This window comes from Hyalangium ruber (assembly GCF_034259325.1).
Lineage (GTDB): Bacteria > Myxococcota > Myxococcia > Myxococcales > Myxococcaceae > Hyalangium_A > Hyalangium_A rubrum.
Genome location: NZ_JAXIVS010000002.1, coordinates 154,501 through 181,222, shown reverse-complemented (window position 1 = coordinate 181,222; position 26,722 = coordinate 154,501). Strand labels below are relative to the sequence as shown.

21 protein-coding genes are annotated in these 26,722 nt (G+C 68.8%); 11 read left to right on the top strand and 10 right to left on the bottom strand.

Annotation, left to right across the window (positions count from 1 at the left end; genetic code table 11):
- The first annotated feature begins 78 nt into the window (after positions 1 to 78).
- Both SYV04_RS05810 and SYV04_RS05805 read left to right on the top strand, forming a co-directional pair.
- Complete coding sequence (locus SYV04_RS05810; RefSeq protein WP_321544612.1) at positions 79 to 1,605, top strand: GspE/PulE family protein; 1,527 nt, start codon at positions 79 to 81, stop codon at positions 1,603 to 1,605.
- Positions 1,606 to 1,629: 24 nt separating this feature from the next.
- The gene (locus SYV04_RS05805) at positions 1,630 to 2,235 is read left to right on the top strand and encodes a PEGA domain-containing protein (protein ID WP_321544611.1); all 606 of its coding nucleotides are present in this window, start codon (positions 1,630 to 1,632) and stop codon (positions 2,233 to 2,235) included.
- Positions 2,236 to 2,310: 75 nt separating this feature from the next.
- On the opposite strand, the gene SYV04_RS05800 is transcribed toward SYV04_RS05805, so the two are convergent.
- Together SYV04_RS05800 and SYV04_RS05795 are read right to left on the bottom strand one after the other, a co-directional pair.
- Positions 2,311 to 2,898, bottom strand: a complete 588-nt coding sequence (locus SYV04_RS05800; RefSeq protein WP_321544610.1) for an FG-GAP repeat domain-containing protein — start codon at positions 2,896 to 2,898, stop codon at positions 2,311 to 2,313.
- Between the two features lie 89 nt (positions 2,899 to 2,987).
- Positions 2,988 to 4,676 (bottom strand): amidohydrolase, encoded by a 1,689-nt coding sequence (locus SYV04_RS05795; protein ID WP_321544609.1) that lies wholly within the window; start codon positions 4,674 to 4,676, stop codon positions 2,988 to 2,990.
- Positions 4,677 to 4,920: 244 nt separating this feature from the next.
- Between SYV04_RS05795 and SYV04_RS05790 the strand changes: the two genes are divergently transcribed.
- The 3 genes from SYV04_RS05790 (at position 4,921) to SYV04_RS05780 (ending at position 10,250) form a co-directional block, all read left to right on the top strand.
- Positions 4,921 to 8,163: a TonB-dependent receptor gene (locus SYV04_RS05790; protein ID WP_321544608.1), complete on the top strand. Its 3,243-nt coding sequence runs from the start codon at positions 4,921 to 4,923 to the stop codon at positions 8,161 to 8,163.
- Between the two features lie 186 nt (positions 8,164 to 8,349).
- Positions 8,350 to 9,783, top strand: a complete 1,434-nt coding sequence (locus SYV04_RS05785; RefSeq protein ID WP_321544607.1) for a DUF2380 domain-containing protein — start codon at positions 8,350 to 8,352, stop codon at positions 9,781 to 9,783.
- Entirely contained in the window at positions 9,780 to 10,250 is a 471-nt protein-coding gene (locus SYV04_RS05780) for an NUDIX hydrolase (protein WP_321544606.1), read from the top strand. Before SYV04_RS05785 ends, SYV04_RS05780 begins: the two co-directional genes overlap by 4 nt.
- A gap of 39 nt (positions 10,251 to 10,289) precedes the next feature.
- On the opposite strand, the gene SYV04_RS05775 is transcribed toward SYV04_RS05780, so the two are convergent.
- Positions 10,290 to 11,063, bottom strand: coding sequence for a rhomboid family intramembrane serine protease (locus SYV04_RS05775; protein ID WP_321544605.1), 774 nt, complete (start codon positions 11,061 to 11,063; stop codon positions 10,290 to 10,292).
- Between the two features lie 147 nt (positions 11,064 to 11,210).
- Here SYV04_RS05775 and SYV04_RS05770 point away from each other — a divergent pair, with 147 nt between their 5' ends.
- Positions 11,211 to 11,735, top strand: a complete 525-nt coding sequence (locus SYV04_RS05770) for a hypothetical protein (RefSeq protein ID WP_321544604.1) — start codon at positions 11,211 to 11,213, stop codon at positions 11,733 to 11,735.
- A gap of 9 nt (positions 11,736 to 11,744) precedes the next feature.
- Here the strand turns inward: SYV04_RS05770 and rnz are convergent, their stop codons facing one another.
- Entirely contained in the window at positions 11,745 to 12,668 is a 924-nt protein-coding gene (gene rnz, locus SYV04_RS05765) for a ribonuclease Z (protein WP_321544603.1), read from the bottom strand.
- Between the two features lie 166 nt (positions 12,669 to 12,834).
- On the opposite strand from rnz, the gene SYV04_RS05760 reads away from it, so the two are divergent.
- Entirely contained in the window at positions 12,835 to 13,524 is a 690-nt protein-coding gene (locus SYV04_RS05760) for a DUF2293 domain-containing protein (RefSeq protein WP_321544602.1), read from the top strand.
- A 312-nt stretch (positions 13,525 to 13,836) separates the two neighbouring features.
- Here SYV04_RS05760 and SYV04_RS05755 read toward each other — a convergent pair whose 3' ends face one another.
- Positions 13,837 to 14,586, bottom strand: coding sequence for a hypothetical protein (locus SYV04_RS05755; RefSeq protein WP_321544601.1), 750 nt, complete (start codon positions 14,584 to 14,586; stop codon positions 13,837 to 13,839).
- A gap of 42 nt (positions 14,587 to 14,628) precedes the next feature.
- Here SYV04_RS05755 and SYV04_RS05750 point away from each other — a divergent pair, with 42 nt between their 5' ends.
- Both SYV04_RS05750 and purL read left to right on the top strand, forming a co-directional pair.
- Entirely contained in the window at positions 14,629 to 15,183 is a 555-nt protein-coding gene (locus SYV04_RS05750) for a DUF2378 family protein (RefSeq protein WP_321544600.1), read from the top strand.
- A gap of 133 nt (positions 15,184 to 15,316) precedes the next feature.
- Positions 15,317 to 19,225, top strand: coding sequence for a phosphoribosylformylglycinamidine synthase (gene purL, locus SYV04_RS05745; RefSeq protein ID WP_321544599.1), 3,909 nt, complete (start codon positions 15,317 to 15,319; stop codon positions 19,223 to 19,225).
- A gap of 74 nt (positions 19,226 to 19,299) precedes the next feature.
- Here the strand turns inward: purL and SYV04_RS05740 are convergent, their stop codons facing one another.
- Positions 19,300 to 19,866, bottom strand: a complete 567-nt coding sequence (locus SYV04_RS05740) for an endonuclease dU (protein ID WP_321544598.1) — start codon at positions 19,864 to 19,866, stop codon at positions 19,300 to 19,302.
- Between the two features lie 131 nt (positions 19,867 to 19,997).
- Between SYV04_RS05740 and SYV04_RS05735 the strand changes: the two genes are divergently transcribed.
- Together SYV04_RS05735 and SYV04_RS05730 are read left to right on the top strand one after the other, a co-directional pair.
- Entirely contained in the window at positions 19,998 to 20,543 is a 546-nt protein-coding gene (locus tag SYV04_RS05735) for a hypothetical protein (protein WP_321544597.1), read from the top strand.
- Positions 20,540 to 20,860: a transcriptional regulator gene (locus tag SYV04_RS05730; protein ID WP_321544596.1), complete on the top strand. Its 321-nt coding sequence runs from the start codon at positions 20,540 to 20,542 to the stop codon at positions 20,858 to 20,860. The genes SYV04_RS05735 and SYV04_RS05730 overlap by 4 nt, the downstream gene beginning before the upstream one ends.
- 93 nt (positions 20,861 to 20,953) lie before the next feature.
- Here the strand turns inward: SYV04_RS05730 and SYV04_RS05725 are convergent, their stop codons facing one another.
- The 4 genes from SYV04_RS05725 to SYV04_RS05710 form a co-directional block, all read right to left on the bottom strand.
- The gene (locus SYV04_RS05725; protein ID WP_321544595.1) at positions 20,954 to 23,476 is read right to left on the bottom strand and encodes a sodium-translocating pyrophosphatase; all 2,523 of its coding nucleotides are present in this window, start codon (positions 23,474 to 23,476) and stop codon (positions 20,954 to 20,956) included.
- A gap of 205 nt (positions 23,477 to 23,681) precedes the next feature.
- Positions 23,682 to 25,067, bottom strand: coding sequence for a hypothetical protein (locus SYV04_RS05720; protein ID WP_321544594.1), 1,386 nt, complete (start codon positions 25,065 to 25,067; stop codon positions 23,682 to 23,684).
- 287 nt (positions 25,068 to 25,354) lie between these two features.
- Positions 25,355 to 25,870 carry a hypothetical protein gene (locus SYV04_RS05715; RefSeq protein ID WP_321544593.1) on the bottom strand — a complete coding sequence of 172 codons (516 nt, stop codon included), beginning with the start codon at positions 25,868 to 25,870 and terminating at the stop codon, positions 25,355 to 25,357.
- Positions 25,871 to 26,007: 137 nt separating this feature from the next.
- On the bottom strand, positions 26,008 to 26,679 hold the full coding sequence (locus SYV04_RS05710; protein ID WP_321544592.1) for a hypothetical protein: 672 nt from the start codon (positions 26,677 to 26,679) through the stop codon (positions 26,008 to 26,010).
- Between the last annotated feature and the right edge of the window lie 43 nt (positions 26,680 to 26,722).

Genomic DNA, 26,722 nt, shown 5'->3' with positions numbered 1-26,722 from the left:
ATCTCGCGGCGCTCGGGTTGGTCGCTCTGGGGGCCGGTGGAACGACCCGCACCTGGGTGGTAGGGTGGGAGCCATTCCATGACTGCGCTGATGAGCAAAGCCGCTCGCGGGCTGTGGCTCCTGGTGGGCCTGATCCTCCTGGCGGGTATCGGTTCCTGGCTGTACCGGCACTCTTCCCAGGGCCCGGAGCCCCTGCTGAAGCTCGGCGCGCTCTACCTGAAGACAGCGGCGACACCGCTGGTGATCGGCAGCGCGGTGATGGCGCTGGTGCTGGGCCTTGGCGCCACCGCCGCCTCGGCGCTGGCTCGCCGCACGCTTCCTCCCGTTGCTCGGCGGCCCGCACTCTCTCCGCTGGAGGTGGTCAACGAGGATGTCGCCATCGCCGTGCGCGAGATGCTGGTGGAGCTGGGCCAGTACCTGCGCAATCTCGGCTCCCGGCCGGACCCGGACATCATCGACTTCATGGGCACGCTCATGGACGGGGCCATCCGCGTGGGCGCCAGCGACGTCCACATCCACCCGCTGGAGGCTGGCACGCGCATCGCCTTCCGCGTCCACGGCGTGCTGGAGGAGGTGCTCGTCTTCCCTCGCGAGCACCACCCGCGCCTCATCAACCGCGTGAAGGTCCTGGCCAAGCTGACGCTCTACAAGCTCGACAAGCCCCAGGACGGCCACTTCCCCTTCTCCACGCAGGAGGGGCCCGCCGATATCCGCGTCTCCATCCTGCCCACCAACCACGGCGAGGCCGTGGCCCTGCGCATCGCCCGCACCGGCGTGCGGCTGCCCCAGCTCACCGCCCTGGGTTTCCCCGCCCCGCTGCTCGAGAAGTACCAGCAGATCCTCGCGCTGCCCCAGGGCGTCATCTTCGTGGCCGGCGCCACCGGCAGCGGCAAGACGACGTCGCTCTATGCCTCGCTCGGCCACATCAAGCAGTCGCGCGGCGCGCTCACCCGCATCGCCTCCATCGAGGACCCCGTCGAGTTCGACGTGCCCCTCTTCGCGCAGACCCAGGTCAACGCCGAGCAGGGCTTCACCTTCGCTCAGGGCCTGCGCTCGGTGCTGCGCCAGGACCCCAACGTCATCATGGTGGGCGAGATTCGTGACCCGGAGACGGGGCGCACCGCCATCCAAGCCGGCCTCAGCGGCCACCTCATCCTCACCACCATCCACGCCAACTCGGCCTCGGGCGTCTTCAACCGCCTCATCGAGATGGGGGTGGAGCCCTTCCTGCTGGCCTCCGCCACCGTGGCCACCATTTCCCAGCGCCTGGTGCGCGCCCTCTGCCCGCACTGCCGCGCCCCCGCGCCCCTGGCCTCCGACGAGCAGGCTCGGTTGGAGGAAGCCGGGCTCCTCGGCGGCACCTTCTATGGCGCGGTGGGGTGCCCGCGCTGTGACGGCAGCGGGTACCTGGGCCGCACCGCCATCTACGAGATGCTGGTGGTTACCCCGGCCATCCGCGACGGCATCAACGCCAAGGTGCCCACGCCTCGGCTCCAGGAGATCGCCATGAAGGAGGGGATGGTGCCGCTGCTGACCGCCGGAGTGGAGCGCGCGCGCACCGGCGCCACCACCCTGCGCGAAGTCTTCCGGGTCGTCGGTGGCTGAGCCTCAGGGGCAGGGAGAGGACACGTGAGCAACGCGCAGATCCCCCAGCAGAATGGGCCCTCGGGCCTGGAGCAGCCTCCCGACGAGAGGCAGGGCGGGCTCCTGGTGCCGCGCAAGGCCCCGGAGAAGTCCGAGCCCTCACCGGCCATGGAGAGCGGAGCCTCGCGCGTGGCCTCGGTGCTGCAGTTCGGGGCGGCGGGCTTCGGGCTCGTGGCCGCGACGCTCTTCGCGCTGCCCGAGCTCAGCCGCTCGTTCGAGGCGCCCCCCGTGGCGGTGCTCAACCAGCCGAGCTACACCACCGTCACGCCGACCTTCAACGAGCCCGAGCCCTCACAGAACCTGGACGAGATCATCACCGAGCAGACCTCTTCCTTCGATGGGGCGGCCATTCTCATGGTGGACTCGGAGCCCTCGGGCGTCAGCGTCGAGGTGGATGGCAGTGACCAGGGAGGCACACCGGTGTCGCTCACGCTGGACTGTCTGCCGGGAAAGCCCATCAAGGTCGAGGTCACCAAGCGGGGCTATGCGCCCGCGAAACACACGACCTTCTGCCGCACGAATACGATGATCAAGCTCTTCGCCCGGATGCGCAAAGCCGAGAAGAAGCCCGGCACCCCTGGCAAGAAGTAACCCGGGGGTGCGCGGGGGAACGACTGCCCCCCGCGTCACGGCACCCAGGGTGACTGCAACCGGGTAAGGCCCTCCTTACGACTGGATGACGCCGAAGTTGAAGGAGGGGTCCAACGGCTTCGTGGGCTCCACCGACGACTGGATGACGCCGAAGTTGAAGGACGGAGCCGGCGGCTCGGTGGGCTCCACCGACGACTGAATGACACCGAAGTTGAAGGACGGAGCCGGCGGCTCGGTGGGCTCCACCGACGACTGGATGACGCCGAAGTTGAAGAAAGCCTCGGGCTGCGAGAACCCGCCCGGACCGTGGCCCCGCAGGACGGTGCCCGTGCCGTTCGCCTCGTTCATCACCGCCAGGTCCACCCAACCGTCGTTGTTGAAGTCCCCAGCGAGCAGGGTGCTGCCGTTGCCCGCGTCGAAGGTGACGTGCGAGGCGAGCATCCCGTTGCCCTCGTTCAGGAGCACGCTCACCGTCTGGCGGGTGGGGTCCACCACGGCCAGGTCCGTCTGACCGTCCGCGTTGAAGTCCGCGCACACCATGTTGGGCGTACCGGTGCAGCCCTCCAACCCCTCAGCCGACTCCGACGAGAACCCACCGCAACCGACGCCGAAGGAGACCGCCACCACCGCCACAACCCAGGACATCTTGAAAGACCGGAACATGTTCACCACTCCTAGCGTTTGTATGCGCCCCTCCTCAGAAGGAGCGTGCTGGGTATGGAGAATACGGATCGGTCTGACATTCCCTGAGGTCAGGGCCGGGGAGCCCGGTACGCCTCGGCCCCTGCGACAACGGTGAGTCGAATTTGACCCGGTAGCAACTCCGCGGGTTGGGCTTCCACCGGGTCCACGGAGAGAGCCACGAAGTCGGCGTCCATGCCGGGCTGGAGCCGACCCCGCGTCCCTTCCGCGAAAGAGGCGTAGGCGTTGCCCACGGTGAAGCCCTCGAGCGCCTCCTGGCCGCTGAGGCGCTGGTCGGGGAGCCACCCGCCCGGAGGCTGGCCGGCGGCGTCCTGCCGGGTGCGCGCGGCGTAGAGGCCTGCGAGCATGTCGGGCCGCTCCACCGGGAAGTCGCTGCCCAGCGCCAGGGTGGCCCCCGCCGCCTTGAGCCGCTGCCACGCATAGGCGCCCCGCAGGCGCTCGGGGCCCACGCGCGCCTGGGCCCAGGGCATGTCGCTGGTGGCGTGGGTGGGCTGCACGCTGGCGATGAAGCCGCTCTGGCCCAGCCGGGTGATGTCCTCCAGGCGCATCACCTGGGCGTGCTCCACGCGGTGCCGGCCAGCGCGGACGCCCTCGGGCCCTGCCACGCGCAGCAGTGTGTCGAGCACCAGCGTGTTGGCCCGGTCGCCGATGGCGTGCGTGGCCACCTGGAAGCCCTTGCCGACGAAGGCGCGCACCCGGGCCTCGTACTCCTCGGGGCTGAGCAGCAGCAGGCCCTGGTGGCCCGCCTCGTCGCTGTAGGAGGCGTGCAGCGCCGCGCCCCGGCTCCCCAGCGCTCCGTCCGCGGAGAGCTTCACCGCCCGCGCCGTCAGCTTGTCGCCCTGGAAGGGGCCCATGGCGAGGAACGCCTCGCGGTCGGGGCCCATGCCGTCCACCATGACGTAGACGCGCAGCGGCAGGCGGCCCTCGGCGTCCCAGCGCTTGAGGAGCTGGAAGGTGCGCAGGTCCATGCCCGCGTCGTGTACGCCCGTCATTCCGCCCTCGGCGCAGCGGGCGAGCGCGGCGGCGAGCTGCGCCTCGAACTGCGCGTCGGTGGGCGGCGGCATCACCGCGAAGACGAGGTCCATCGCGTTGTCCACGAGGACGCCGGTGGGCTCACCGTCGGGGCCGCGGAGGATGCGGCCTCCTTCTGGGTCCTTCGTGTCGCGGGTGATGCGGGCCCGACGCAGGGCCTCGCCATTGACCCACAGCGCGTGGCCGTCGATGCGCGACAGGGCCACGGGCGTGGAGGGCCAGCGCGTGTCCAGCTCGGCGCGGGTGGGGAAGGCCTTCTCCGGCCAGTCGTTCTGGTCCCAGCCCTGGCCGATGAGCCAGTCCCCCTGGAAGGCGGAGCGCGGCGCGGCCCCCACGCGCTCGAGGGCCTGCGCGCGGGAGTCGGCGCCCACGAGGATGACCGCGGACAAGGCGCGGCCCAAGCCCGCGAGGTGACCGTGGGCGTCGCTGAGGCCGGGCACCACCGTGGCATCTCCGAGGTCCACCACGCGCGCATCCGCGCCGGCGGCGGCGAGCACCTCGTCCCGGGAGCCCGTGGCGAGCACCTTGCCACCGCGCACCGCGAGCGCCTCGGCCAGCGGGCGTGCCGGGTCGAGCGTCCGCACGCGGTGGGCGACATACACCGTGGTGGAGGAAGAGGAGGGCGTTGCGTCGGGAGTCCGCCGGGCACAGCCGGCCACGCACGCCAGGAGGAGCACCGCCGCGAGGGAACACCGGACACGTTGCATCGAAACACCTGCCATGAGCCCACCCCGGAGGTCGGGGCGAGGGCGCGCCACTCTGGCGCACCCCGGTGGTGCCGGCTACAGCCTGAAGTTCAGTGCGCTCGTCTTCAGTTGTTGACAGTAGACATCGCGAGCCCCTGAGCCGGCTCGCTCCGGCGATACAGGAGTTCGGGGCCTCGGTATCGTGAACGCATCCAGGCGCTGCGTGAGTCGGCGCTTCTTTGTCTCATTCCGAGGAAGTCGCAGAATGAAATACGGGGTGCGTGTGCTCCGAGAAATCGGGGTGGTGCTGGCGGTGGGCCTGGTGTTCGGGTCCGCTGCCTGGGCTCAGTCCTCCAGCAGCGTGCTCGCCGGAAGGGTGAGCAGCGCGCAGACGCACCAGCCGCTGGGGGACGTGGTGGTCACCGCGACCTCGCCCCAATTGCAGGGCGAGCAGACCGTGCTCACGGATGATCAGGGGCAATACCGGCTGCCCCAGCTTCCCCCCGGCGTGTACACCCTGCGCTTCGACGCGGACGGCTTTCAGCCCTTTGTCCGCCCGGACATCGCCCTGCGGCTGAATCAGACCCTCCGCGTGGAGGTGGAGTTGCTGCCGGGGACTCTCACGGAGGTGATCGAAGTCACCGCCACACCGCCTACGATTGATGTGGGCTCCACCACCACGGGCATGAACGTGGACCTGGAGTTCACCCGCCGCATCGCGCTCAATCGCCCGGGCGGAAGGGGAGGCGCGGCCCGCTCCTTCGAGAGCCTCGCGGAGCTGGCCCCCGGTGCCCAGATCGATCAATACGGCGTGTCCCTCAATGGCGCCACCTCGCCTGAGAACGGCTATGTCATCGACGGCCTGTCCACCAATGACCCGGCGGTCGGCATCAACGCCACCCCGCTGAGCGTGGAGTTCGTCCAGGACGTGAGCGTCATCACCGGCGGCTATCTGCCGGAGTTCGGCCGGTCCACGGGCGGCATCCTCAGTGCGGTGACCCGCTCGGGCTCCAATGAGTTCCACGGCTCGGTCTTTGGCAACTGGGCGCCGGGGAGTCTGGAGGGCAGCGGCCGGCTCGTGCTGAACGAGGGCTCGGTCATCAGTGCCACCCCGCAGCTGAAGCACCTGGGCGACTTCGGCGCCACCTTGGGCGGCCCGATCCTCCAGGACAGGCTCTGGTTCTTCGCCGGCATCGCCCCCTCGCTCACCCGGTACGATGTTCTCCGAGGCGTCAACGCCTTCACGCTGGACGAGGCCGGGCAGATCATCCGGGACGAGCAGGGACGCGCTCAGGTCACCCCCATCCCCGGGGCCTCGCGCTCCTACTTCGCCGACGCGCGCAGCCTCCAGTACCTGGGCAAGCTGACCTACGTCCTCAACCCGGACCACCAGGTGTCGGTGTCCCTGCTGGGGATTCCCTCCCGCACGGGCGGGCTGGGCAAGCTGTCCATCGACCCGCGCAGCGGCGGCCTGCCGACCTCCCGCGACGTCAACGCGCACCCGAGCGCCATCGGCCTCACCGAGAGCCGCTCGGACACCACTCAGGTGGCGGTGAAGTACGCGGGGGCGTTCCTGGACAAGAGCTTCCTCTTCGATGTCAACGCGGGCTACTTCCACCAGCGAGCCTCCACGCTGCCGGCCGATGGCAGCGCGCTGGGAGACCTGGAGGGGACCGGGCTGTCGAGCCTCTCCCGGTCGACCTATGTCGAGCCGCGCTCCCTGCTCCTGTTCGAGAGCCCGGGCGAGGCCGCCGCCTTCTGTCAGTGGACGGGAACAGCCACGAACCCAGCCGACCCCTGCGCCGTGAGCAACTATGACGTGGGCGGGCCGGACCTGCTCCAGGACGCCACGCTGGAGCGCTACCAGATCAACGCCCAGGCCACCTACCTGCTCAAGGCCGGGGGTACGCACATCCTCAAGGCGGGCCTCGACTCCGAGTTCCTCACCTTCGAGCAGACCAAGGGGTACGGCGGCGGCGTCCGCTTCCAGACGATGAACCTCACCGGCTCCATCGACCCGCGCACTGGGGAGGTCATCGGCTCGGAGGGCTACTCCGGCGACGTGTATGGCTGGTCGGAGGTGCGCCGCTTCGGGTACCAGACCGCGCCGGACACCGCCGTTCCGCTGGCGTTTCAGCAGGCTCGGACCCGGAGCGCCACCGTGGGCGGGTTCGTGCAGGACAGCTGGTCCCCGAACGACCGGCTGACGTTGAACCTTGGGGTGCGCTACGACGTCCAGGCCTTGTATGGCGGGGAGGGGCAGCTCGCGCTCGTCCTCGGCAACCAGCTCTCGCCTCGCCTGGGCGCCGTGCTGGACCCCTGGGCCAACGGCCGGATGAAGCTCTTCGCCCACTTCGCCCGCTACTACGAGCAGGTGCCGCTCAATGTGATGGCCCGCTACTTCCCGCCCGAGCGCATGTACTCGGTGTCTCGCGTCGCCTCGGGGCAGGGGCAGGAGGGGTGTGATCCGTCCACCCGCGAGGGCCAGCGGAACACCTGCTCGGGCAACTCGTTCATCGCGGGGCGGGGCGAGGAGGATCTCAACCCCAGCCGGCTCTACAGCGGCGGCAAGGTGGAGAACGAGCCGGTGGATCCGGACATCCGGCCGCAGGCGTCGGACGAGTACGTGCTGGGTGGCGAGACGGAGCTGTTCGCGCGTACCCGCCTCGGGGCCAGTTACACCCGTCGGACCATGAGCTCGGTCATCGAGGACATGAGCCGCGATGGGGGCTACACCTACTTCCTGGGCAACCCGAACAAGGGCTTCGCGCAGGACTTCCCCCAGGCGGTGCGCAACTACGACGCGGTCACCTTGTATCTGAGCCGCACGTTCGCCGAGGGCTGGCTGGCCCAGGCCAGCTACACCTGGTCCCGGCTGTACGGGAACTATCCGGGTCTGTTCCGCCCGGAGACGCAGCAGCTCGACCCGAACACGCTCTCGGACTTCGATCTGATCGAGCTCTTGGATAACCGCACTGGCCTGCTGCCCTTCGACCGCACGCACGCCATCAAGGTGTTTGGCGCCAAGGAGTTCGTCCTTACCGGCGCCCTCTCCACTAGCATCGGCCTGTCCTACCGAGGCAACTCGGGCATGCCGATCAACTACCTGGGCGCCCACCCGTTCTATCTGCAGAACGAGTCATTCGTTCTCCCGCGCGGCGCGGGGGGGCGCACCCCCTGGGTGAACACCGTGGACTCCAACCTGGGGTTGAACTACCGGCTCTCGCGCGACAGCGTCGTGTCCGTCACCCTGGACGTGTTCAACCTCTTCAACTTCCAGACGGCCACGCGGGTGGATGAGTCGTACACCTTCGAGTCCGTCTACCCGCTGGCGGGGGGCACGCCGGCGGACCTGCCTGGGCAGGTGCGGATCAACACCGGCTCTCCCGCCGCGGACGAGGCGTCGCCCACCTATCTGTCGGCGGAGCAGGTCAACCCGAACTTCCGACAGCCGACGCAGTACCAGGCACCGCGGCAGTTCCGCCTGGGCGTCCGGTACACCTTCTAGACGGGGGCGCCCCTCCTGGATGAGAGTTACGTGTGGGGCCTGCGCTCGACCGAGTCGGAGCGCTCTCGCCAGAAATTTCAAGCGGCGGGTTCGATTCCCGCCGCTTCCACTCTTCATGCTGCTTGGAGTTACGAACCGGGCTGCCTGATAGAACGGTGGCAGGTCCTTGGGGGAATAGGCACGAGCATGCGACTGACCGTTCTTGCACTGGGGAGCATCGCGGTCTCGTTCATTAGCTGTGCCACTCCTGGAGTTGGTTCCTCTGGGGCTCGCGAAGGGGCGACCGCCTACTACCTGCAGGAAAACGGTGCCTCGACTCGCGAGTTCTCCGCGCAGAGGGTTGAGCCCTCCTCTTCTTCAAAGCACGAGCGCCAAGGTGTCACCCAGACGCGTCAGGCTGTCCTCGGTGCCCTCCACGAAGTAACGCGCTCCACGACGAGCCTCACCCGCTCGCTTCACCTCCTCAAGCCCAGCGAGCACAACCTTGAGGGTCGGGTCACCAACGCCTTTACCCACCACGTTGCCTATGGTGCAGGGCAACTGCCATGGCTCAATGGCGCGCTGAGTGGTGCCACCAGACTGGCTCAAGCTTCCTCGGAAGTTGACGATCTGGACATGGAGCGGAGCATGCTCCGGATGACAGGCCCTCGGCTCCAAGCCGCCATGTTCGGCTCGACCTTGCTCGCCATATGGGTCGACTTCCTGAACCTCGCCGATCTCGTGCTCCGACAGTCCCGCTACTACAGCGCCGAGAGACTCGTGGTCGACATGCACCGCGTTCAGCAGTTGATCGAACCTTCCATGCAGGCTCTTGGCTCTCTGGAGCCAGGACAAATCGAGACAGCAGTGGCCTCGATGCCCGCGCTGATGGGGAAGCTTACCCGCGAGTTCAACTCCCTCCGTGAGGCTGTGCGATTGGCGGCCCAACGCGGCGGTCAGGTCATGATGGCGGCACAGCTCATCGAGACGCTCACCCTGGTTTCGGCCATGAAGCTGTCGTTGCCACGGCTCTCGCCGACCGCTCCCGCCACGCTGGGCGGGGACCTCCTGATGGGCTCCCACGGTGTGATGATGGGCTCCCGCCTGGTCGTCTCCGCCGAGTGGGTGGAACAGATGCGCCGGCTGGTGCAGGCGGGCGTCCTCTCCGTTCCCGCTGTCAGTGCCGCGGTCCGCATTCAAGCCGGTCAGGCGCTGATGTCGCAGGCACACCAGGAACTCCCGCAGGGCGTACGTGAGGCGCTGGGAGATGGGCCCGAGGTTCGCGCCATGCACGAGACCGGCAAAGCGGGAGCCGGCATGGCCGAGCCGCCGCAGCACCATGTCCTCCCCAAAGAGCACCGCGAGTGGTTCGAGAAGCGCGGCTTCGTGGGTGAGATGAGCATCGACCAGTTCTGCGTCGAGTTGGAGCTGGCGCACCACCAGGCGATCCATGGCGGTGGTAATTGGCGCCTGGGGCGTACATGGCCCAGAGAATGGAACCAGATGATCATGAGCGTCCTGCGCGACGCCGAGACGGCAGCAGGCCGGATATTGACGCGGAACCAGACCCTGAAGATCGTCGCTCGATATATGAGGAACTATGACATCCCGATGAGCTTCACGCCTTGGAGAGGCCGATGAGCGAGGGCCGCTCCTGGCGAGGCAACTGGAGGATCCGTCTCCATGAGCGGGTCCGCGAGCGCGGCTACACTTCGCTTACGGCTTTTGCCGAGGAGCGCCCTTCGGTCCCGCTGCATGAGCTTGCCAAGGAACTTGGTGGAGCGGACCTCAACGCGGTGCAACTGTTCAGCGGGTTGGTTGAGGAGGCTGAGCAGCGCCAGCAGGTGACACGTCTGGTGCGCGGCCAACTCGCTCGCGAGTTTGCTGAGAGTCTCCCAGGGGGGTGGCCAGCCGTGCTGGACGACGAAGCCCGTTTCGCCGTCGCTGAGACACTCGCCTCATGGATTGGCTTCACCCCAGAAACGCACAAGGAGAGCGCCAGACAGGTCATGGCTGCCCTCCTCAGGACACCGCCGCCGACTGGCTGGCGCCCGCTTGGGCCCGACGACGAACTGCTTCGCACGCTCTTTCCAGATGAGCACGCCTGACAGGCAACTGCCCGGAATGGACCCACCCGAAAGGGGCTCTTACGGGTGGTCTGGATGGAGCCGGTGCCGCCATGTGGTGCGCTGCTGGGTGAAGCGGCGGTTCTCGAACAGCTTGATGAGCACCGCGCCCGCCACGAAGCCGCCGATGTGCGCCCACACCGCCACGCCTCCGGAGACCTCGGGGTTGAGCTGGTTCAGCTGTGGCAGTCCGGTGATGACCTGGAGCACGAACCAGTAGATGAGCACCACCCAGGCCGGCACCGAGATGATGTGCAGGAAGAAGAAGATCGGAATGAGCAGGTTCACTCGCACGCGCGGGTAGAGCACCAGGTACGCCCCTAGCACCCCCGAGATGGCCCCCGAGGCACCCACCGTGGGCACCGGAGAGCTCGGGCCCACCAGCACGTGCGCTCCCGCCGCCACCAGCCCGCACAGCAGGTAGAAGACGACGAAGCGCCTCCGCCCCATGCTGTCCTCCACGTTGTTGCCGAACACCCAGAGGAACAGGCAGTTGCCGAGGATGTGACCCCAGCCGCCGTGCAGGAACATGGAGGTGACCGGGGTGAGCACGTTGATGGCCTCCCGGTCCACCACGCACGCCAACCCCTCGCCGATGGGCACCGGCAGTCCCAACCGCGCCAGGCCCGTCAGCTCGCCCGGCACCATGCCCCAGTTGCACACGCTCGCGGCCATGGCCACCGCGTTCAGTCCCGCGCCCTGGAAGAAGATCCAGACGAGGGCAATGGCTCCCAACGTCAGGTACGTCATCACCGGCGTGCGCAGCGTGGGGTTGTCGTCGCTGATGGGAAACATGGCGTGTCCCCCACTATGGCCATCGGTCGCTGAGGAACCAGGAAGAAAGCACTCGCCTGTGCGGCGCATGACGTCCCGAGGCGCCACTTGGCTCGGGGCAGGGCGCGTGCTTGAACGGCGGTGCCGCACTCACCCCAGGAGCTGAACATGACGCTGACTTCCAGGCTCGGATCCACCGCGCTGCTGCTGGTGGCCGCCCTCGCCCTCTCCACCGGTTGCGCCGCCAACCGCCGCGACGCCTATCTCCACGACAAGGCGCGCGAGCACGTCTACCGCAAGCCCATCAATGAGGTGTGGCCCGAGGTGAAGGCGATGCTGGCCGAGGAGGAGTTCTCCATCATGGAGGCCCAGGGCGGCTACGAGCTGCAGACCGACTGGGTGATGGAGGGCGCCCCTTCATCCCTGGGCACCAGCTGGGCGCGCTACCTGGTGCGCGGCATCGAGAAGGGCCCTGGCCAGTCCGCCGTGCAGTTCCACAAGCAGGCACGTGTCCAGTCCCAGCCCCCCAACGACGGCAACACGGGCTATCCCGCCGAGGGCATCGGGCATGCCGGCACGGACAGCAACACCCTCAGCCGCGACCACGCCATGGAGTGGAAGCTGCTCCAGCGCGTGGACGCCGAGGCCGCCAAGGCCCTCGAGGCCGAGGCTGCCCAGAAGGTGCAGCCGTAGCGCCTCGCTTCAGTCGCGCAGCGGCAGCTCCACGGTGAGCCCGTCATGGGCTACCTCCACCGGCCCCTTGTACTCCTCGCGCGCCTGCACGAGCAGCTTCGTGGGGTCGGTGTCGTGCCGGCTCGACAGGTGCGTGAGGATGAGGCGCCGCGCTCCCGCCTCGCGCGCCACCCGCGCCGCCTCGCGCGCCGTGGAGTGCCGCGTCTCGATGGCCCGCTCCTGCTCGTCGTCGCTGAAGGTCGACTCGTGGACGAGCAGATCCGCGTCCTGCGAAGCCTTCACCAGCGAGGCGCACGGCCGCGTGTCCCCGGAGATGACCAGCTTGCGCCCCGGCCGTGACGTGCCCACCACGTCCTCGGGCCGCACCGTGGTGCCGTCCGCCAGCGTCACCGCCTCACCCTTCTGCAGCTTGCCGAAGCTCGGCCCCTCGGGCACGCCCAGCGCTCGCGCCTTCTCCACGTTGAAGCGCCCCGGCCGCTCGTCCTCCGCCAGCACGTACGCCAGCGCGTTGATGCGGTGGTCCACCCCCACCGCCTGCACGCTGTAGCCGCCGCGCCGCACCACGTCTCCGTCCTTCAGTTCGTGAATTTCCACCGGGAAGGCCAGCGCGTCCACGCCCAGGTGGACCGCCTGGTGCAGCACCCGCCGCGCCGTGGGCGGGCCGTAGAGCTGCACCGGGTGCTCGCGCCCCATCATCCCCAGCGTGCGCAGAAAGCCGATGATTCCCAGGTAGTGGTCGGCATGGAAGTGCGTGAAGAAGACGGCGTCCACGCTGAAGCCGGTGCCGTAGCGCACCATCTGCCGCTGGCTGCCCTCGCCGCAGTCGAAGAGGAGCAGGTCCGCGTCCGCCTTCACCGCCAGCCCCGAGAGGTTGCGGTGCAGGGTGGGCTGAGCGGCCGAGGTGCCGAGGAAGGTGAGCCTGAGGAGGGACATGCCGGCGCTTCCCACGAAGAAGTGTGCCTCCCGCACCCGCCTCCCGGCCCCCCGAAGCGGGAGGGCACCGCGGGCGCGCGCGCATGGCGGCCATTTAGCAGGCTTTCGACGCCCTCGTGACTTCCCGACTGACTCTCCGTGCGCTATGCAGCCGCGCTCCTGTCCCATGGCTGACTCCCTGACCGTTGCCCCCACCCCGGACCCGCGCCGCGTGCGCGCGCCCGATGGCTCCCTGCTCACGCCTCCGCCCGGCTGGGCCCTGCTGCCGCCCGGAGACGCCGGGCTCACCCGCCGCGTGAAGGCCGCCGGCCCCAGCTGGACGGTGGTGGAGAAGAAGGGCCGCAAGACGTTCTCCCGCGGCATCTGGGCCCCCGAGGCCCACATCTCCGCCGCCCGCGCCGAGCTGGAGGCCGAGCGCGCCACCCCCGCCTATGCCAAGCGCCGCGCCTCGGACCAGGCCCGCCGCGAGCGCGAACAGGCCGAGTACGAGGTGGACTTCGCCAACCAGGTGCTGCGCTTCCTCTCCTTCGCCCCCACCTTCACCGCCCACGCCAAGCGGCTGGCGGTGGTGGTGACGGCCCACGCCGCCCCCGTGGGCAGCGGCACCGTGGCTCGCACCGAGCGCATCCCCGTGGAGCGCCGCGCCGAGGCGGCGGTGATCGCCTGGCTGCGCCACCAGACCACCGGCTATGACGACATGCGCATCGCCCGGGTGAAGGGTGCCCGGCGCGAGGTGCGCCGCGAGCTGGCCGAGATGTCTCGCGCCCTGCTCGACGTCCACCGCCGGGACGTGCCCCACGCCGTCGTCTCCTGCTCCCTCTGCTCCGCCCTGGAGAAGCTGCAAAAGCCCGGGTAACGGGTTTCAGTAGTTGTGCAGCGCGGGTGAAGAAGCTTGCCTGCACTAAAAGGCCACAACCCGTGTCCTTTTTCAGGACACTTGTTTGAGCCACTACAAGCTACTGAATTGACAAGAGATTGTTGCAGAAATGTAAAGATTCATGGCGAATGTGAATCTGGGGCTGGAGCGCGTATGCTCCAGGAACTTCAGGACATCTCGGCCAAGCCTTTAGTTTTCCTGCATTCCCTGAGTGGCCTGGAGATTGCTTTTGAGCCCCGCGAGCGTCGGACGGGTGCATCAATCCCCCGACCGTCCGACGCTTTGCAGGCCTCAGCGCGCATAAAGAGGCGTCATCGCGTCCAGGATGGAGTTGAACAGCCGCTGCCCGTCCGGGGTGTTGGGGCACAGCCCGCCCCACACCAACGTGGTGCGCGCGGCGATGGGCTGGAAGTACATCTTTCCCCGCATGCGCACCGGCTCGTAGCTCTCGCGCTGCGAGGACAGGTAGCGCTCCTCCGGCACCCCGAAGACCGCGTAGTACGTCAGGTCCGGGGTGACGGCGTCCTTCAGGCGGTGCAGGCCGCTGGGAATCACGCAGGACACCTCGGCCGTGTGCCAGGGGCCCTCCTTGCCCACGCTCGCCTCCTCCACCCGGAAGCACATGCGCGAGGGCGGACAGCCCAGGTTGCCCGCGGTGAGGAAGTTGTAGTCCAGCCAGGGCACCTCCAGCATCTCCTCCAGGTTCACCCGCCCGTCGCGGCGGAAGCCCCACGGGGTGCCGTCCGGCTTGTGCGAGCGCAGCCCGTAGGCGCCGTAGAAGACGTTGTACCAGGGGCTGTCCGGATCGAAGTAGCTCGAGCAGCAATCCCCGCTCGCGAAGTCGCCGATGGTGAAGACCACCATCAGGTCGAACAGCCGCTTGAGCTCCTCGGCGCCGAAGGGCTCGTGCGCCACCGCGCCGATGGAGCCCGGGAGGATGGGGACGGGGGAGGACAGGCCCGTGTCGCTCAGGAAGTTCTTCTGGCCGGGAAGGGGGGTGGCGCGCATGGCCATCGCCGCCAGCTCACGTTGAAGACCCATCGGGTTCCTCCAGGGAAGGCAGATCAGGAGTAGACTACTCCCATGCAGGAGAAACTCGTCTTCGACCAGACCCTGGAGGGCCTGTTCGTCCGAGGTCTCGCCGGCAGGGTGACTCCCACCCTGAAGGGCCACCTGCGCGAGGCGGGCGTGGACCTGGACCGCAAGCTCCTGCCTGCCTACCCGTTCGCCACGTGGTGCTGGTGTGTGCGTCTGGCGGCGCGGGAGCTGTACGCCAGCCAGCCCGAGGAGCACGCCTACCGGCACCTGGGCGAGCGCATGGTGGATGGCTATCGGGTGACGATGTTGGGGCGAGCGCTGTTCAGCGTGCTCCAGATGCTGGGGCCTCGGCGCGTGGTGGGCCGGGCGCAGCAGAGCTTTCGCTCCGGCAACAACTACACCGAGGTGCGCATCCAGGATCTGGCCCCCGCGCACCTGGAGCTGTGGGTGAATGAGGCGGGCCCCACCCGCTACCTGGTGCAGGGCGCCATGATGGCGGGCCTGCGCGGCTGTGGCGTGAAGGAGGTCCAGGTGGAAGTGCATGCCTTCAGCGCCGACGACGTCACCTTCCATGTGAAGTGGAGGGACGAGAAGGGTTGAAGGCGCTTGCCTCCGGGGAAGACCCGGCGGGTGCCTGTTCGTGAAGCAGGCGACCCAGCGCGAACTCTTCAGGACTCACCGGAAGTCTCGGTGATAAGGACGACTTCACCGTTATCCAGAGCCAGGCCCGTCCATGCCCAGCATCCTCAACCTGCGCGGCGCTCCCGCCTTCTCCCCGTTCCGTCAGGACAAACTGCTCGCCCAGTGCCGCGAGCGTGTACCCGAGGTGGCCTCGCTCTACGCGGAGCTGATGCACTTCGTGGACGCCGCGGGCGCGCTGTCCGAGGCGGAGCTGGCGGTGCTCTACCGGCTGCTGGAGTACGGCCCGCGCATCCCCATCGGCTACTGGGAGGGCAGCCGGATGGTGGTGATGCCGCGCCCCGGCACCTTCTCGCCCTGGTCTTCCAAGGCCACGGACATCGTCCATAACTGCGGCCTGGTGCGCGTGCGGCGCATGGAGCGCGGCATCGTCTTCTTCGTCGCCGACAAGGACGGCCTGCCCCTGTCGCGCGAGCAGCTGGAGCGTGTGAAGCCGGTGCTGCACGACCGGATGACGCAGGTGGTGGTCTCGCGAATGGAAGAGGCCGAGGTGCTCTTCGCCGCGCACACCCCACGCTCCTTCTCCACGGTGGAGGTGCTCGGCGGCGGCCGAGCGGCGCTGGCGGAGGCCAACCGGCAGCTGGGGCTGGCGCTGGCGGAGGATGAGATGGATTACCTGTGCGCGCGCTTCCTCGAGCTGCGCCGCAACCCCACCGACGTCGAGCTGATGATGTTCGCTCAGGCCAACAGCGAGCACTGTCGGCACAAAATCTTCAACGCGAGCTGGACCGTGGACGGTGCGCAGAAGGAGCGCTCGCTGTTCCAGGCCATCAAGAATACCTACGCGGCGAACAGCGCGGGCGTGCTGTCGGCGTACAAGGACAACGCGGCCGTCATCGAAGGCTTCGAGGTGGAGCGCTTCTTCCCGGACGTGGCCAGCGGGGAGTGGCGCTTCGTGCGCGAGCCCACGCACATCTTGATGAAGGTGGAGACGCACAACCACCCGACGGCCATCTCTCCGTACCCGGGCGCGGCCACGGGCGCGGGCGGAGAGATTCGCGACGAGGGAGCCACCGGGCGCGGCGCCCGTCCCAAGGCGGGGCTGACGGGCTTCTCGGTGTCGAACCTGCGCATCCCCGGCTATGAGCGCCCGTGGGAGCGCGAGTACGGCAGGCCCGCGCGCATCGCCTCCGCGCTGGACATCATGCTCGAGGGCCCGATTGGCGGGGCGGCCTACAACAACGAGTTCGGCCGGCCCAACCTGTGCGGCTACTTCCGCAGCTTCGAGCAGCACGTCCCCACGCCCGAGGGTGTGGAGGTGCGCGGCTACCACAAGCCCATCATGATCGCCGGCGGCCTGGGCAACATCCGCGCGGGCCACGTGCAGAAGGGACAGCTCAAGGCCGGGGATAAAATCGTCGTGCTGGGCGGGCCGGCGATGCTCATCGGCCTGGGCGGCGGCGCGGCCTCCTCCATGGCGCAGGGCGCGAGCGCGGCGGACCTGGACTACGCCTCCGTGCAGCGGGACAACGCGGAGATGGAGCGGAGGTGCCAGGAGGTCATCGACCGCTGCTGGTCCCTCGGCGAGGCCAACCCCATCCGCTCCATTCATGACGTGGGGGCGGGCGGGCTGTCCAACGCGGTGCCGGAATTGGTGCATGACAACGCGCTGGGCGGACGCTTCGAGCTGCGCGCGGTGCCCAGCGCCGAGAAGGGCATGTCGCCCGTGGAGCTCTGGTGTAACGAGTCGCAGGAGCGCTACGTGCTCGCCATCGCTCCGGAGGACCTGGAGCGCTTCACCGAGCTGTGTGAGCGCGAGCGCGCCCCCTTCGCCGTGCTGGGCGAGGCCACGGCGGAGCAGGTGCTCCAGGTGGAGGACAGCCACTTCGGAAAGGCCCCCATCGATCTGCCGATGGATGTGCTGTTCGGCAAGCCGCCGCGCATGCACCGGGACGTGAAGTCGCGCCCGCTGGGGCACGCGCCGCTGAAGCTGGAGGGGCTGGAGCTGGGAGACATGGTGGCGCGGGTGCTGGAGCACCCGACGGTGGCCGACAAGTCCTTCCTCATCACCATCGGCGACCGGACGGTGTCGGGCCACACGGCGCGCGACCAGATGGTGGGACCGTGGCAGGTGGCGGTGGCCGACTGCGCGGTGACGCTGTCGGCCCTCTCGGGCTACACGGGCGAGGCCATGGCCATGGGCGAGCGCACACCGCTGGCGCTGGTGAACGCGGCGGCCTCGGCACGGATGGCCGTGGGCGAGGCGGTGACGAACATCGCCGCGGCGCGCATTGGCAAACTGTCGGACGTGAAGCTGTCGGCCAACTGGATGGCGGCCGCGGGCAGCCCTGGCGAGGACGCCAACCTCTACGCGGCGGTCCACGCGGTGGGCATGGAGCTGTGCCCGGCGCTGGGCCTCACCATCCCCGTGGGCAAGGACTCCATGTCCATGCGCACGGAGTGGGAGGAGCAGGGCGCGCGCAAGGCGGTGGTGGCGCCCGTGTCGCTCATCGTCTCGGCGTTCGCGCCAGTGCTCGACGTTCGCCCCTCGCTCACGCCGCAGCTTCGCGAGCTGCAGGAGGACACCCGGCTGCTCTTCATCGACCTCGCCGGTGGCCGGCAGCGCCTGGGTGGCTCGGTGCTGGCCCAGGTCTATGAGCAGGTCGGCGCGGAGTGTCCGGACGTGGAGGAGCCAGCGGTGCTGCGCGGCTTCTTCGCGGCCATCCAGGAGCTGAACGCCGCGGGGCGCGTGCTGGCCTATCACGACCGCTCGGACGGAGGCCTGCTGGCGACGCTGTGCGAGATGGCCTTCGCTGGCCACTGCGGGCTGGACGTGGATGTGGCGCCCCTGGGCACGCAGGCCGTGCCGGCCCTCTTCAACGAGGAGTTGGGCGCGGTGCTCCAGGTGCGCGCGGCGGACCTCGCGAGCGTGCGCGAGGTGCTCTCGCGGCATGGACTGGGCGCGCACGCCCATGAGCTGGGCCGGCCCCGCGCGGAGCTGGAGGTGCGCCTGCGCCAGGGCGAGCAGACGCTGCTCGCGGTGCCCACCATGGCGCTGCGCCAGTACTGGTCCCGCGTCAGCCACGAGCTGCAGAAGCTGCGCGACAACCCGCGCTGCGCCGAGGAGGAGTTCGCCGCCAAGTGTGACTCGGAGGACCCGGGCCTTTCGCCCTCGCTCACGTTCAACCCCTCGGAGGACGTGGCGGCGCCGTACATCGCCAAGGGCGCGCGGCCCCGCGTGGCGGTGCTGCGCGAGCAGGGCGTGAACAGCCAGACGGAGATGGCGGCGGCCTTCACCCGCGCCGGCTTCACCGCGGTGGATGTTCACATGAGCGACATCCTCGCCGGGCGCGTGTCGCTGACGGACTTCAAGGGCCTGCTGGCGTGCGGCGGCTTCTCCTATGGAGACGTGCTGGGCGCGGGCGGCGGATGGGCCAAGTCCATCCTCTTCAACGAGCGGGCGCGGGACGCGTTCAGCGCCTTCTTCGCGCGGCCCGACAGCTTCAGCCTCGGCATCTGCAACGGCTGCCAGATGATGGCTCAGCTCAAGGAGATCATCCCCGGCGCCGAGCACCTGCCGCGCTTCGTGCGCAACGCCTCGGAGCAGTTCGAGGCGCGGCTGTCGTTGGTGGAGGTGGCTCAGAGCCCCTCGCTCTTCTTCAAGGGCATGGCGGGCAGCCGGATGCTGATCGCCGTCTCCCACGGCGAGGGGCGCGCGGAGTTCCCCAACCCGGAGGAGGCGGCGCGGGTGAACGGGCTGGGGCTGGTGACGGCGCGCTTCGTGGACAACCACGGACGGGTGACGGAGGCCTACCCCGCCAATCCGAATGGTTCTCCCCATGGCATGTGCGGACTCACCACGCGGGACGGGCGCGTCACGCTGATGATGCCGCACCCGGAGCGCGTCCACCGCACCGTGCAGCACTCCTGGCACCCGAGCGGGTGGGGCGAGGACGGACCGTGGATGCGGCTGTTCCGCAATGCCCGGGCGGCCCTCGGCTAACGCCTCTTCAGGGGCGCCCCGGCGGCGGTTCCTCCAAACCTGTCTGGTTGTCTGACAGGTTTGCCACGGCTCCTTCAGGCACGCTGGCTGCTCTCGCCTGTTACCACCGCCGAGCCGATGAGGTGTGCCAGGCGTAGCGGCTCGGGCACGAGGCCCCGGTCCGTGACACGCGCGAGCGCCTCGGCCACCTCGGCGGGCTCGGCGCCCTGCACCTGAAAGGTGAAGCCGCCCAGCTGGTGGATGGGGCCCGCCCGCTTCAGCAGGGCCAGCCGTCGCTCCGCTCGGGGCAGCCGTCGCAGGGCTCGCTCCACCGCGTCCAGGTCCGGCAGGCGCCGCATCACCGCCACGCACGGGCGCTTCAGGCGCGAGGCCAGCGTGGGCAGGTCCACCACGTTGAAGCCCCCGAAGGCGATGCCATCCAGCAGCACCAGGTGAAGCTGCGGCAGGAACTTGCCGCCCTCCAGCAGCCGGCACACCTCCTGCGTCGCGCTCCATCCATCCTTGCGCACACGCCCCCAGACGAGCCCCTCGAAGCGTGTGCCGCTGCACACCACGCCCACCAGCGGCACCACGGCCCCCGGACGGCGCTGGAAGGGCCCGTCGTCGAAGCCGATGACACGTGGGAAGCGGGGCAGGCGCATGGACTCAGCGTGCGCCCTGGGCGCGGGGGGAGGGAAGCGCTGTCGAGCGGGCTACGACTTCCCGCCAGGGCGGATACCCTCCCGGGCAGCGCGTGCCTAACTTGGAGAGTGCAAACGTCCAGGAGCGCCGGATGGCTGAGTCCAAGACAATCCCAGATCCTTCCCACCCACACGACGGCACCCTGGGGCCCTTGCGCCTCATGATGCACCACGTCATGGACCGGAGCGCCGCGGCCGGCATCATCTCCCGCCCGCTTCCTGGAGACCTGCCGCTGCACCGCTGGGTACCGCAGGGTGTGCATTCGTTGATGGATCTGGCCGCCGGGGTCGCGGTGGCGGTCGCCGGAGGGCTCTCCGGGGACAGGCAGGCCCAGCGCACGGGGCTGGCGCTGGGGTTGGGCTTCGCGGGCACCGCCCTGCTCACCGACACGCGCATCAGCGTGTCCCGGTTGCTGCCCATCGAGCTGCACGAGCTGAGCGACTATGGCTGGGGGCTGGCGACGATTGCCGCGCCCTTCGTGAAGGGCTATGCGCGCCGGGCACCCGCCACCGCCGCCGTACACGTGCTGGCGGGCGCGGCCGTGCTGCTGGGCGCCTTCGTCACCGATTACCGCTGCCGCAGCGGCATGCACCTGGGCAAGGAGCGGGTGACGGACCCGGGGCCCATCAGCGCATGAGCCAGCCCGGCCCCCAGGCTCGAGGTAGCACCGTGCGCGCCGCGCTCGAGGCCGCCCTTGCCGAGGCGCCGGAGGCGGGCCTCACCGCGCGCGAGCTGTCGGCTGCGGTGGGCATTTCCGAGAAGGACGTGGCCGAGCACCTCGTCCACCTGGACAAGTCCCTCAAGGCCCTGGGCGGGCGGTTGCAGGTGGTGCCCGCCGAGTGCCTGGCCTGCGGCTTCGTCTTCCGCGACCGCACGCGCTTTACCCGCCCGGGCGCCTGTCCCAAGTGCCGGGCCACCCGGATTGATCCGCCCGCCTTCCGGCTCGGACACTGAGCCGAAGGCAAAAGCAAAGCGGCAGGGCACCCGGGGGCACCCTGCCGCTCTGGAAACAGCCTCAGCGAGACGGGAAGGCCAGGCCTTCCGCGGCTAGCTCTTGACGGCCTCGCTGCGCATCGGCGTCTCGATGCGCATGCCGTAGAACGACCGGTACACGAAGACGACCGACAGGGCGAGGAAGACGGCGGACAGCACGCGGGTGACCGTGCCATGGCCCGAGCTGTTCAGCTCCACCGCCAGCTCCACGGCGAGCAGGCCGAAGAGGGTGGTGAACTTGATGACCGGGTTGAGTGCCACCGAGGAGGTGTCCTTGAACGGGTCGCCCACCGTGTCGCCGACGACCGCGGCGGCGTGCAGGTCCGTGCCCTTGGCGCGCAGCTCCGTCTCGACCAGCTTCTTGGCGTTGTCCCACGCACCACCGGCGTTCGCCATGAACACCGCCTGGTACAGGCCGAAGATGGCGATGGAGATGAGGTAGCCGATGAAGAAGTACTCATCCAGGCACGCGAAGCCCAGGGTGCTGAAGAACACGCCCAGGAAGATGTTGATCATGCCCTTCTGCGCGTACTGGGTGCAGATCTCCACCACGCGCTTGGAGTCGGTGACGCTGGCCTTCTCCACGCCCTCCAGCTTGATGTTGGCCTTGATGAACTCCACCGCGCGGTAGGCACCGGTGCTCACCGCCTGCATCGAGGCGCCCGAGAACCAGTAGATGATGGCGCCGCCGGTGACCAGACCCAGCAGGAACGGGGCGTGGAGCAGCGACAGGTTGGCCAGCTTCAGCGAGTCCAGCAGCGGCACGCCGTTGGCGCCCACGATGGCGTTACCCACCGCGTCCTTCTGACCGACCAGCAGCACGATGATGGAGAAGATCATCGTCGCCGCGCCCACCACGGCGGTGCCGATGAGCACCGGCTTGGCGGTGGCCTTGAAGGTGTTGCCCGCGCCGTCGTTCTCCTCCAGGTACTCCTTGCCCTTCTCGAAGTCCGGCGTGAAGCCGAAGTCCTTCTGCACGGCCTCCTTCACGTTGGGCACGTTCTCGATGAGCGACAGCTCGTACACGCTCTGCGCGTTGTCCGTCACCGGGCCGTAGCTGTCCACCGCGATGGTGACAGGGCCCATGCCCAGGAAGCCGAACGCCACCAGACCGAACGAGAACACCGCCGGGGCCAGCATCAGGTCCGCGGGCACCGTGGTGCTCACCCAGTACGCGGCGCCCATCAGGCCCGCGATGATGATGCCCATCCAGTAGCCGGAGAAGTTACCCGCCACCAGACCGGAGATGACGTTGAGGCTGGGGCCACCCTCGCGGCTGGCAGTCACCACCTCGCGCACGTGGCGGCTCTCGGTGGAGGTGAAGACCTTGATGGCCTCGGGGATGATGGCGCCCGCCAGCGTGCCGCAGGTGATGATGAGCGACAGCTTCCACCACAGCGTGGTGTCATTGGCCAGGCCGGGGATGAGCAGGTAGCTGACCACGAACGTCAACACCACCGACACGATGGAGGTGAGCCACACCAGGAACGTCAGCGGGTGCTCGAAGTTCATCTTGTCGGCGTTCTTGTACTTGCCGCCCTGGATGATGCCGTTGACGCCGTAGGACAGCAGGCTGGCGATCACCATCACGATGCGCATCACGAACACCCACACCAGCAGCTGCACCTGGAAGTCCGGGGGCACCGCCAGCAGGATGAAGGTGATGAGCGCCACGCCCGTCACGCCGTAGGTCTCGAAGCCGTCGGCCGAGGGGCCCACGCTGTCGCCCGCGTTGTCACCCGTGCAGTCCGCGATAACACCCGGGTTACGCGCGTCGTCTTCCTTGATCTTGAAGACGATCTTCATCAGGTCCGAGCCGATGTCGGCGATCTTCGTGAAGATACCGCCGGCGATGCGCAGCACCGAGGCGCCCAGCGACTCGCCAATGGCGAAGCCGATGAAGCACGGGCCGGCGAAGTCACGCGGCACGAAGAGCATGATGATGAGCATCAGCAGCAGCTCGGTGCTGATGAGCACCATGCCGATGGACATACCGGCCTGCAGCGGAATCGCGTAGGTGGGGTAGGGCTTGCCGCGCAGCGAGGCGAAGGCGGTGCGGCTGTTGGCGAAGGTGTTCACGCGGATGCCGAACCAGGCCACCCCGTAGCTGCCCGCGATGCCGATGAGGCTGAAGAAGAGAATGGCGATCAGCTTGGCGGGGGCCTCGCTGAGCATGTGCTGCAGGAAGCCGAAGTAGCCGATCATCACCACGAGCAGCAGCGCCCACAGGCCCAGGATGAACTTGCCCTGGGTGACGAGGTACGTCTTGCACGTCTCGTAGATGAGCTCGGAGATCTCCAGCATCGACTTGTGCACGGGCAGGTTCTTGAGCTGGCCGTACTGGAGGAAGCCGAAGACCAGACCGAGCACGCTCACGATGATGCCGGCCATGAGCAGCTGGCGGCCGTTGAGCGCGTCGTTCATGAACGTCTTGGTGGCGAAGTCCGGCAGGACGAGGTCCGCCTCGCTGGCGCGGGCGGTGCTACCGGCAAGCAGCGCTACGAGTCCGAAGACCCGGGCGACCGTGCCGGAGACGCCCTTCCGGAGGGCGTCCAACGGTGAAACGGTGGGTGTCATGGGGGTGCAACTCCTCAAGCAGGCGAAGAATGTCGAGGGGTTGGCCGCCTGCGAGCGGGGACACCGCACGCCGACGCTTCAGCACAGCCTCGCCCTTCAGGGCCATGGAAGAGCCCAGAAGGCGGCGGCCCCTTAGCATGGGCGAGGTGTGGAAGTCGACTTCCACGTGCCTACACGTCAGGGAAGTGTCGAGACTTCCTGGCGATCAGGGCTTCAGCCGCAGCAGGAAGCCGTCGCGGCCATGGGTCCGTTTGGCCCCCCCGGCTCGGGCCAGGCTACCAGCCACCACCGGGTAGCCCGAGGCGTCCACCGCCACGGTGCTGGCGCTGGGCAGGGTGGCGCCGGTGAAGCTCCGGGCCCACACGGAGGTGCCCTCCTCGGGCAAGAGCTTCGTCACGTAGAGCCCGGGCCCCGAGGCCCGGCTTCCCACATCCAGGCCCCCGTCATGTGTGCCGGCCACCAGCACCTGCCCCGCGCTGTCGGTGCCCAGGGCCGTGGCGGAGGCCGCCAGCGAGCGCGCCCAGCGCGACTGTCCCTCGGCGCTGTAGGCGGCCACGAAGCCGTCCTGCCAGTCTGATTCGAACTGCTCCAACTGGAAGAAGAAGCGCCCGGTATAGGTGCCCGCCAGGAAGACGCGGTCCGAGCCCACCGCCACCGCCTGAGCCACTCCTTCGGCGCCGGACACCTCGCGGCTCCAGCGGTGCGCGCCCTCGCGCGAGAGCTTCACCACGTAGGGCGTGCGCGAGCGCACCGTGACGAAGGTAGAGCCGCCGAAGGACACCGCGCCCGAGTAGCTGCCGGCGAACACCACCTCGCCAAAGGCGTCCACCGCCAGTGCCCGGGCCGCTACATCTCCGCTCTTGGGAGCGAAGGCGCGGCTCCAGAGCGGCGCGCCCTTCGCGGTGAAGCGCGCCACGAAGGCTCCCTGTCTGTCCTTGGGTACCGCGTGCGCCCCGGTGCCAAAGTCCCGCTGCCCGGCGAAGTCCCCCGTGACCACCACCTCGCCCGAGCCCGGCTCCACCGCCACCGCGCCCACCGTGAGCGCGCCTTCGCCGGGAAAGCCTCGCACCCAGCTCAGCTCACCTTGTGCCGAGAGCCGCGCCACGAAGGGGCCCTCGGGCAGCCACCCCGCTCCCCACCGAAACCCCGCCGAGGTGCCTCCCAGCAGCACATCCCCCGAGGCCCCATCCACCGCCACCGCCCCGACCTGAGCGCGCTGAGCACCCGGGCCCGAGGGCACCAGCCCCTGGGCCCAGCGCAGCGCGCCGTCGCGCCCATAGCGCGCCACCAGCAAATGGGGGCCGGCAACCCCACGGTCGAAGGGCAGGGGCCCACCCCCGAGGTCTACCGGCTCGCCGTAGGCCGCCACCAGGAGGACGTCCCCGTTGGGAGCCACCGCCGCACGTAACGCCTGGCTGTCCCCCAGCACCAGCGCCCGCGACCACTCCTTGGCTCCCACGCCCTCACCGGCGACAAGCCCGGCTTCCTCGAGGCCAGGCACACGCTGCGTCGAGGTGGTCTCCTGCTCCTCGCACCCCACGAGGAGCAGGCCCACCGCGAACACCCCGCCCGCCTGACAACGCCACCCCATCCCCAACCCCCCCACCTACCCACCCCAACCCCACCACCCCGACAGCCCCTGCCCTTCCAACCGCGAGCAGTCCTTCTGCAAAGGCATTGCCAGCCCCGCCGCGAGGCGGTTTCCCTCGGGGAACGCGAGGTGCGGGGCGCTCCGGAGGCGGAAAATCGGCCTCCAGCCGGAAAATTGTTCTGGGGGCGCGGGAGGCCCGAGGGCAGGCGAGGCGGAAAAAAGAACGCGCCCACCTGGGATGCGAGCATCCCCCGGCGGGCGCGTGGCGCTTCAGGTTGCGGTGTGGACTAGTTCACCTTGACCTGGAGCTCCTTGAGCGTCTGGTCGCCGCGCATGACGCTGACCGTCCAGCTGCCCGGCTTGTTCAGGCGCACGCCGGTCCACTGACGGGCGCGCCAGCCATCGCCCTTGACCTTCACGTCCTTGGTCTCGCGCACGGTGTTGCCCTGCTTGACCTGGACCATGATGTCCTCATAGCTGTCGCCCTGGGGGACCAGGTAGGCCTGCCACAGCATCACGCTGGTGCCCGACTTGACGCCGGCGGCCATGTCTACCTCGGCGGTGCATTCGTACTTGTTCGCACCTTCCTTGCCGACCTCGGTGCAGAGCTTGGCCTCGATGAGGACCGGCCCCTGGCCCTGGCCTCGGTAGAAGTAGTCCCAGGTGTTCTTCACGCCGTCAGCAGTGGGCTTGGTCACCGGTGCGCCCGTGGGAGCCGCGGCCTGCTCGGCCTCCTGGGCCAGCGCCACGGACGACAGGGTCAGGGCCGCGAACACCGCGCTCCGGGTCAGCATCTTCTTCATGTGAAAGAGTCCCCTCCGTTGAGAGCCGGGCTCTCTTGCCGGCTCGGGGGACCGTCTAGCACGAAACAATGCCTCGTCCAGTGACCTGGGAGGGAGGCTACGGGGCGCGCTCGAGGCTCGCCGCCGTAGCTTTGGGGCTACGCCATGGGCTGGGTCAGCGGAAGGCCGGCCAGCACCGCCTCGGCCAGCTTCTCCATCTGATCCAGCGGGATGTCCTTCAGAGACAGCAGGACCGTGCCCTTGTGGTTGCGTGCGACCACCGCGACACGGGTCTGCTTGCCGAAGTGGTGCGACAGCGCGTCACGGTAGCGCTGGACGTTGGCCTCCTCCTCGGGAGGGATGGGAGCGCTCGAGGTCGGCTTGCGCAGGCGCTGCAGGGCCTTGCGCAGCTCGTCCACGCTGCAGAGGGCGAAGGCCTTGGTCTGCACCCGGCCGTCCTTGTCCGGCACCTGGATGGGACTCTGGCCCGGGTCACGCTTGTCGACCTTGAGCTTGGAGACCTCCTCGTAGGTGAGCAGCACGCTGAGGTTGGTCGTGCCGTAGCGCGCGCACGTCTCGGCGGAGAACTCCCGGGCCACGGAGCCGTAGCGCACCAGGGTGGCGCGCGACAGCTCCGCGATGTTCTTGGCGAAGTACTCCAGGGCATCGCTGTAGCCCGCGCCCTCGGCCAGGTTGTTGGCCACGACGTAGTTGTAGAGCTCGCCGATGCGGTGCTGGTTGATGTTCTCCTGCGCCAGGAGCTGGCGGACGGTGACGCGCACCTCCTCCAACGTCATGGGCTGGGAATGAATGAGGGTTGCTGCCTCCATGATGAAACTCCTTCTTTGATTCGCTCTCCGGGATGGAGAGCGC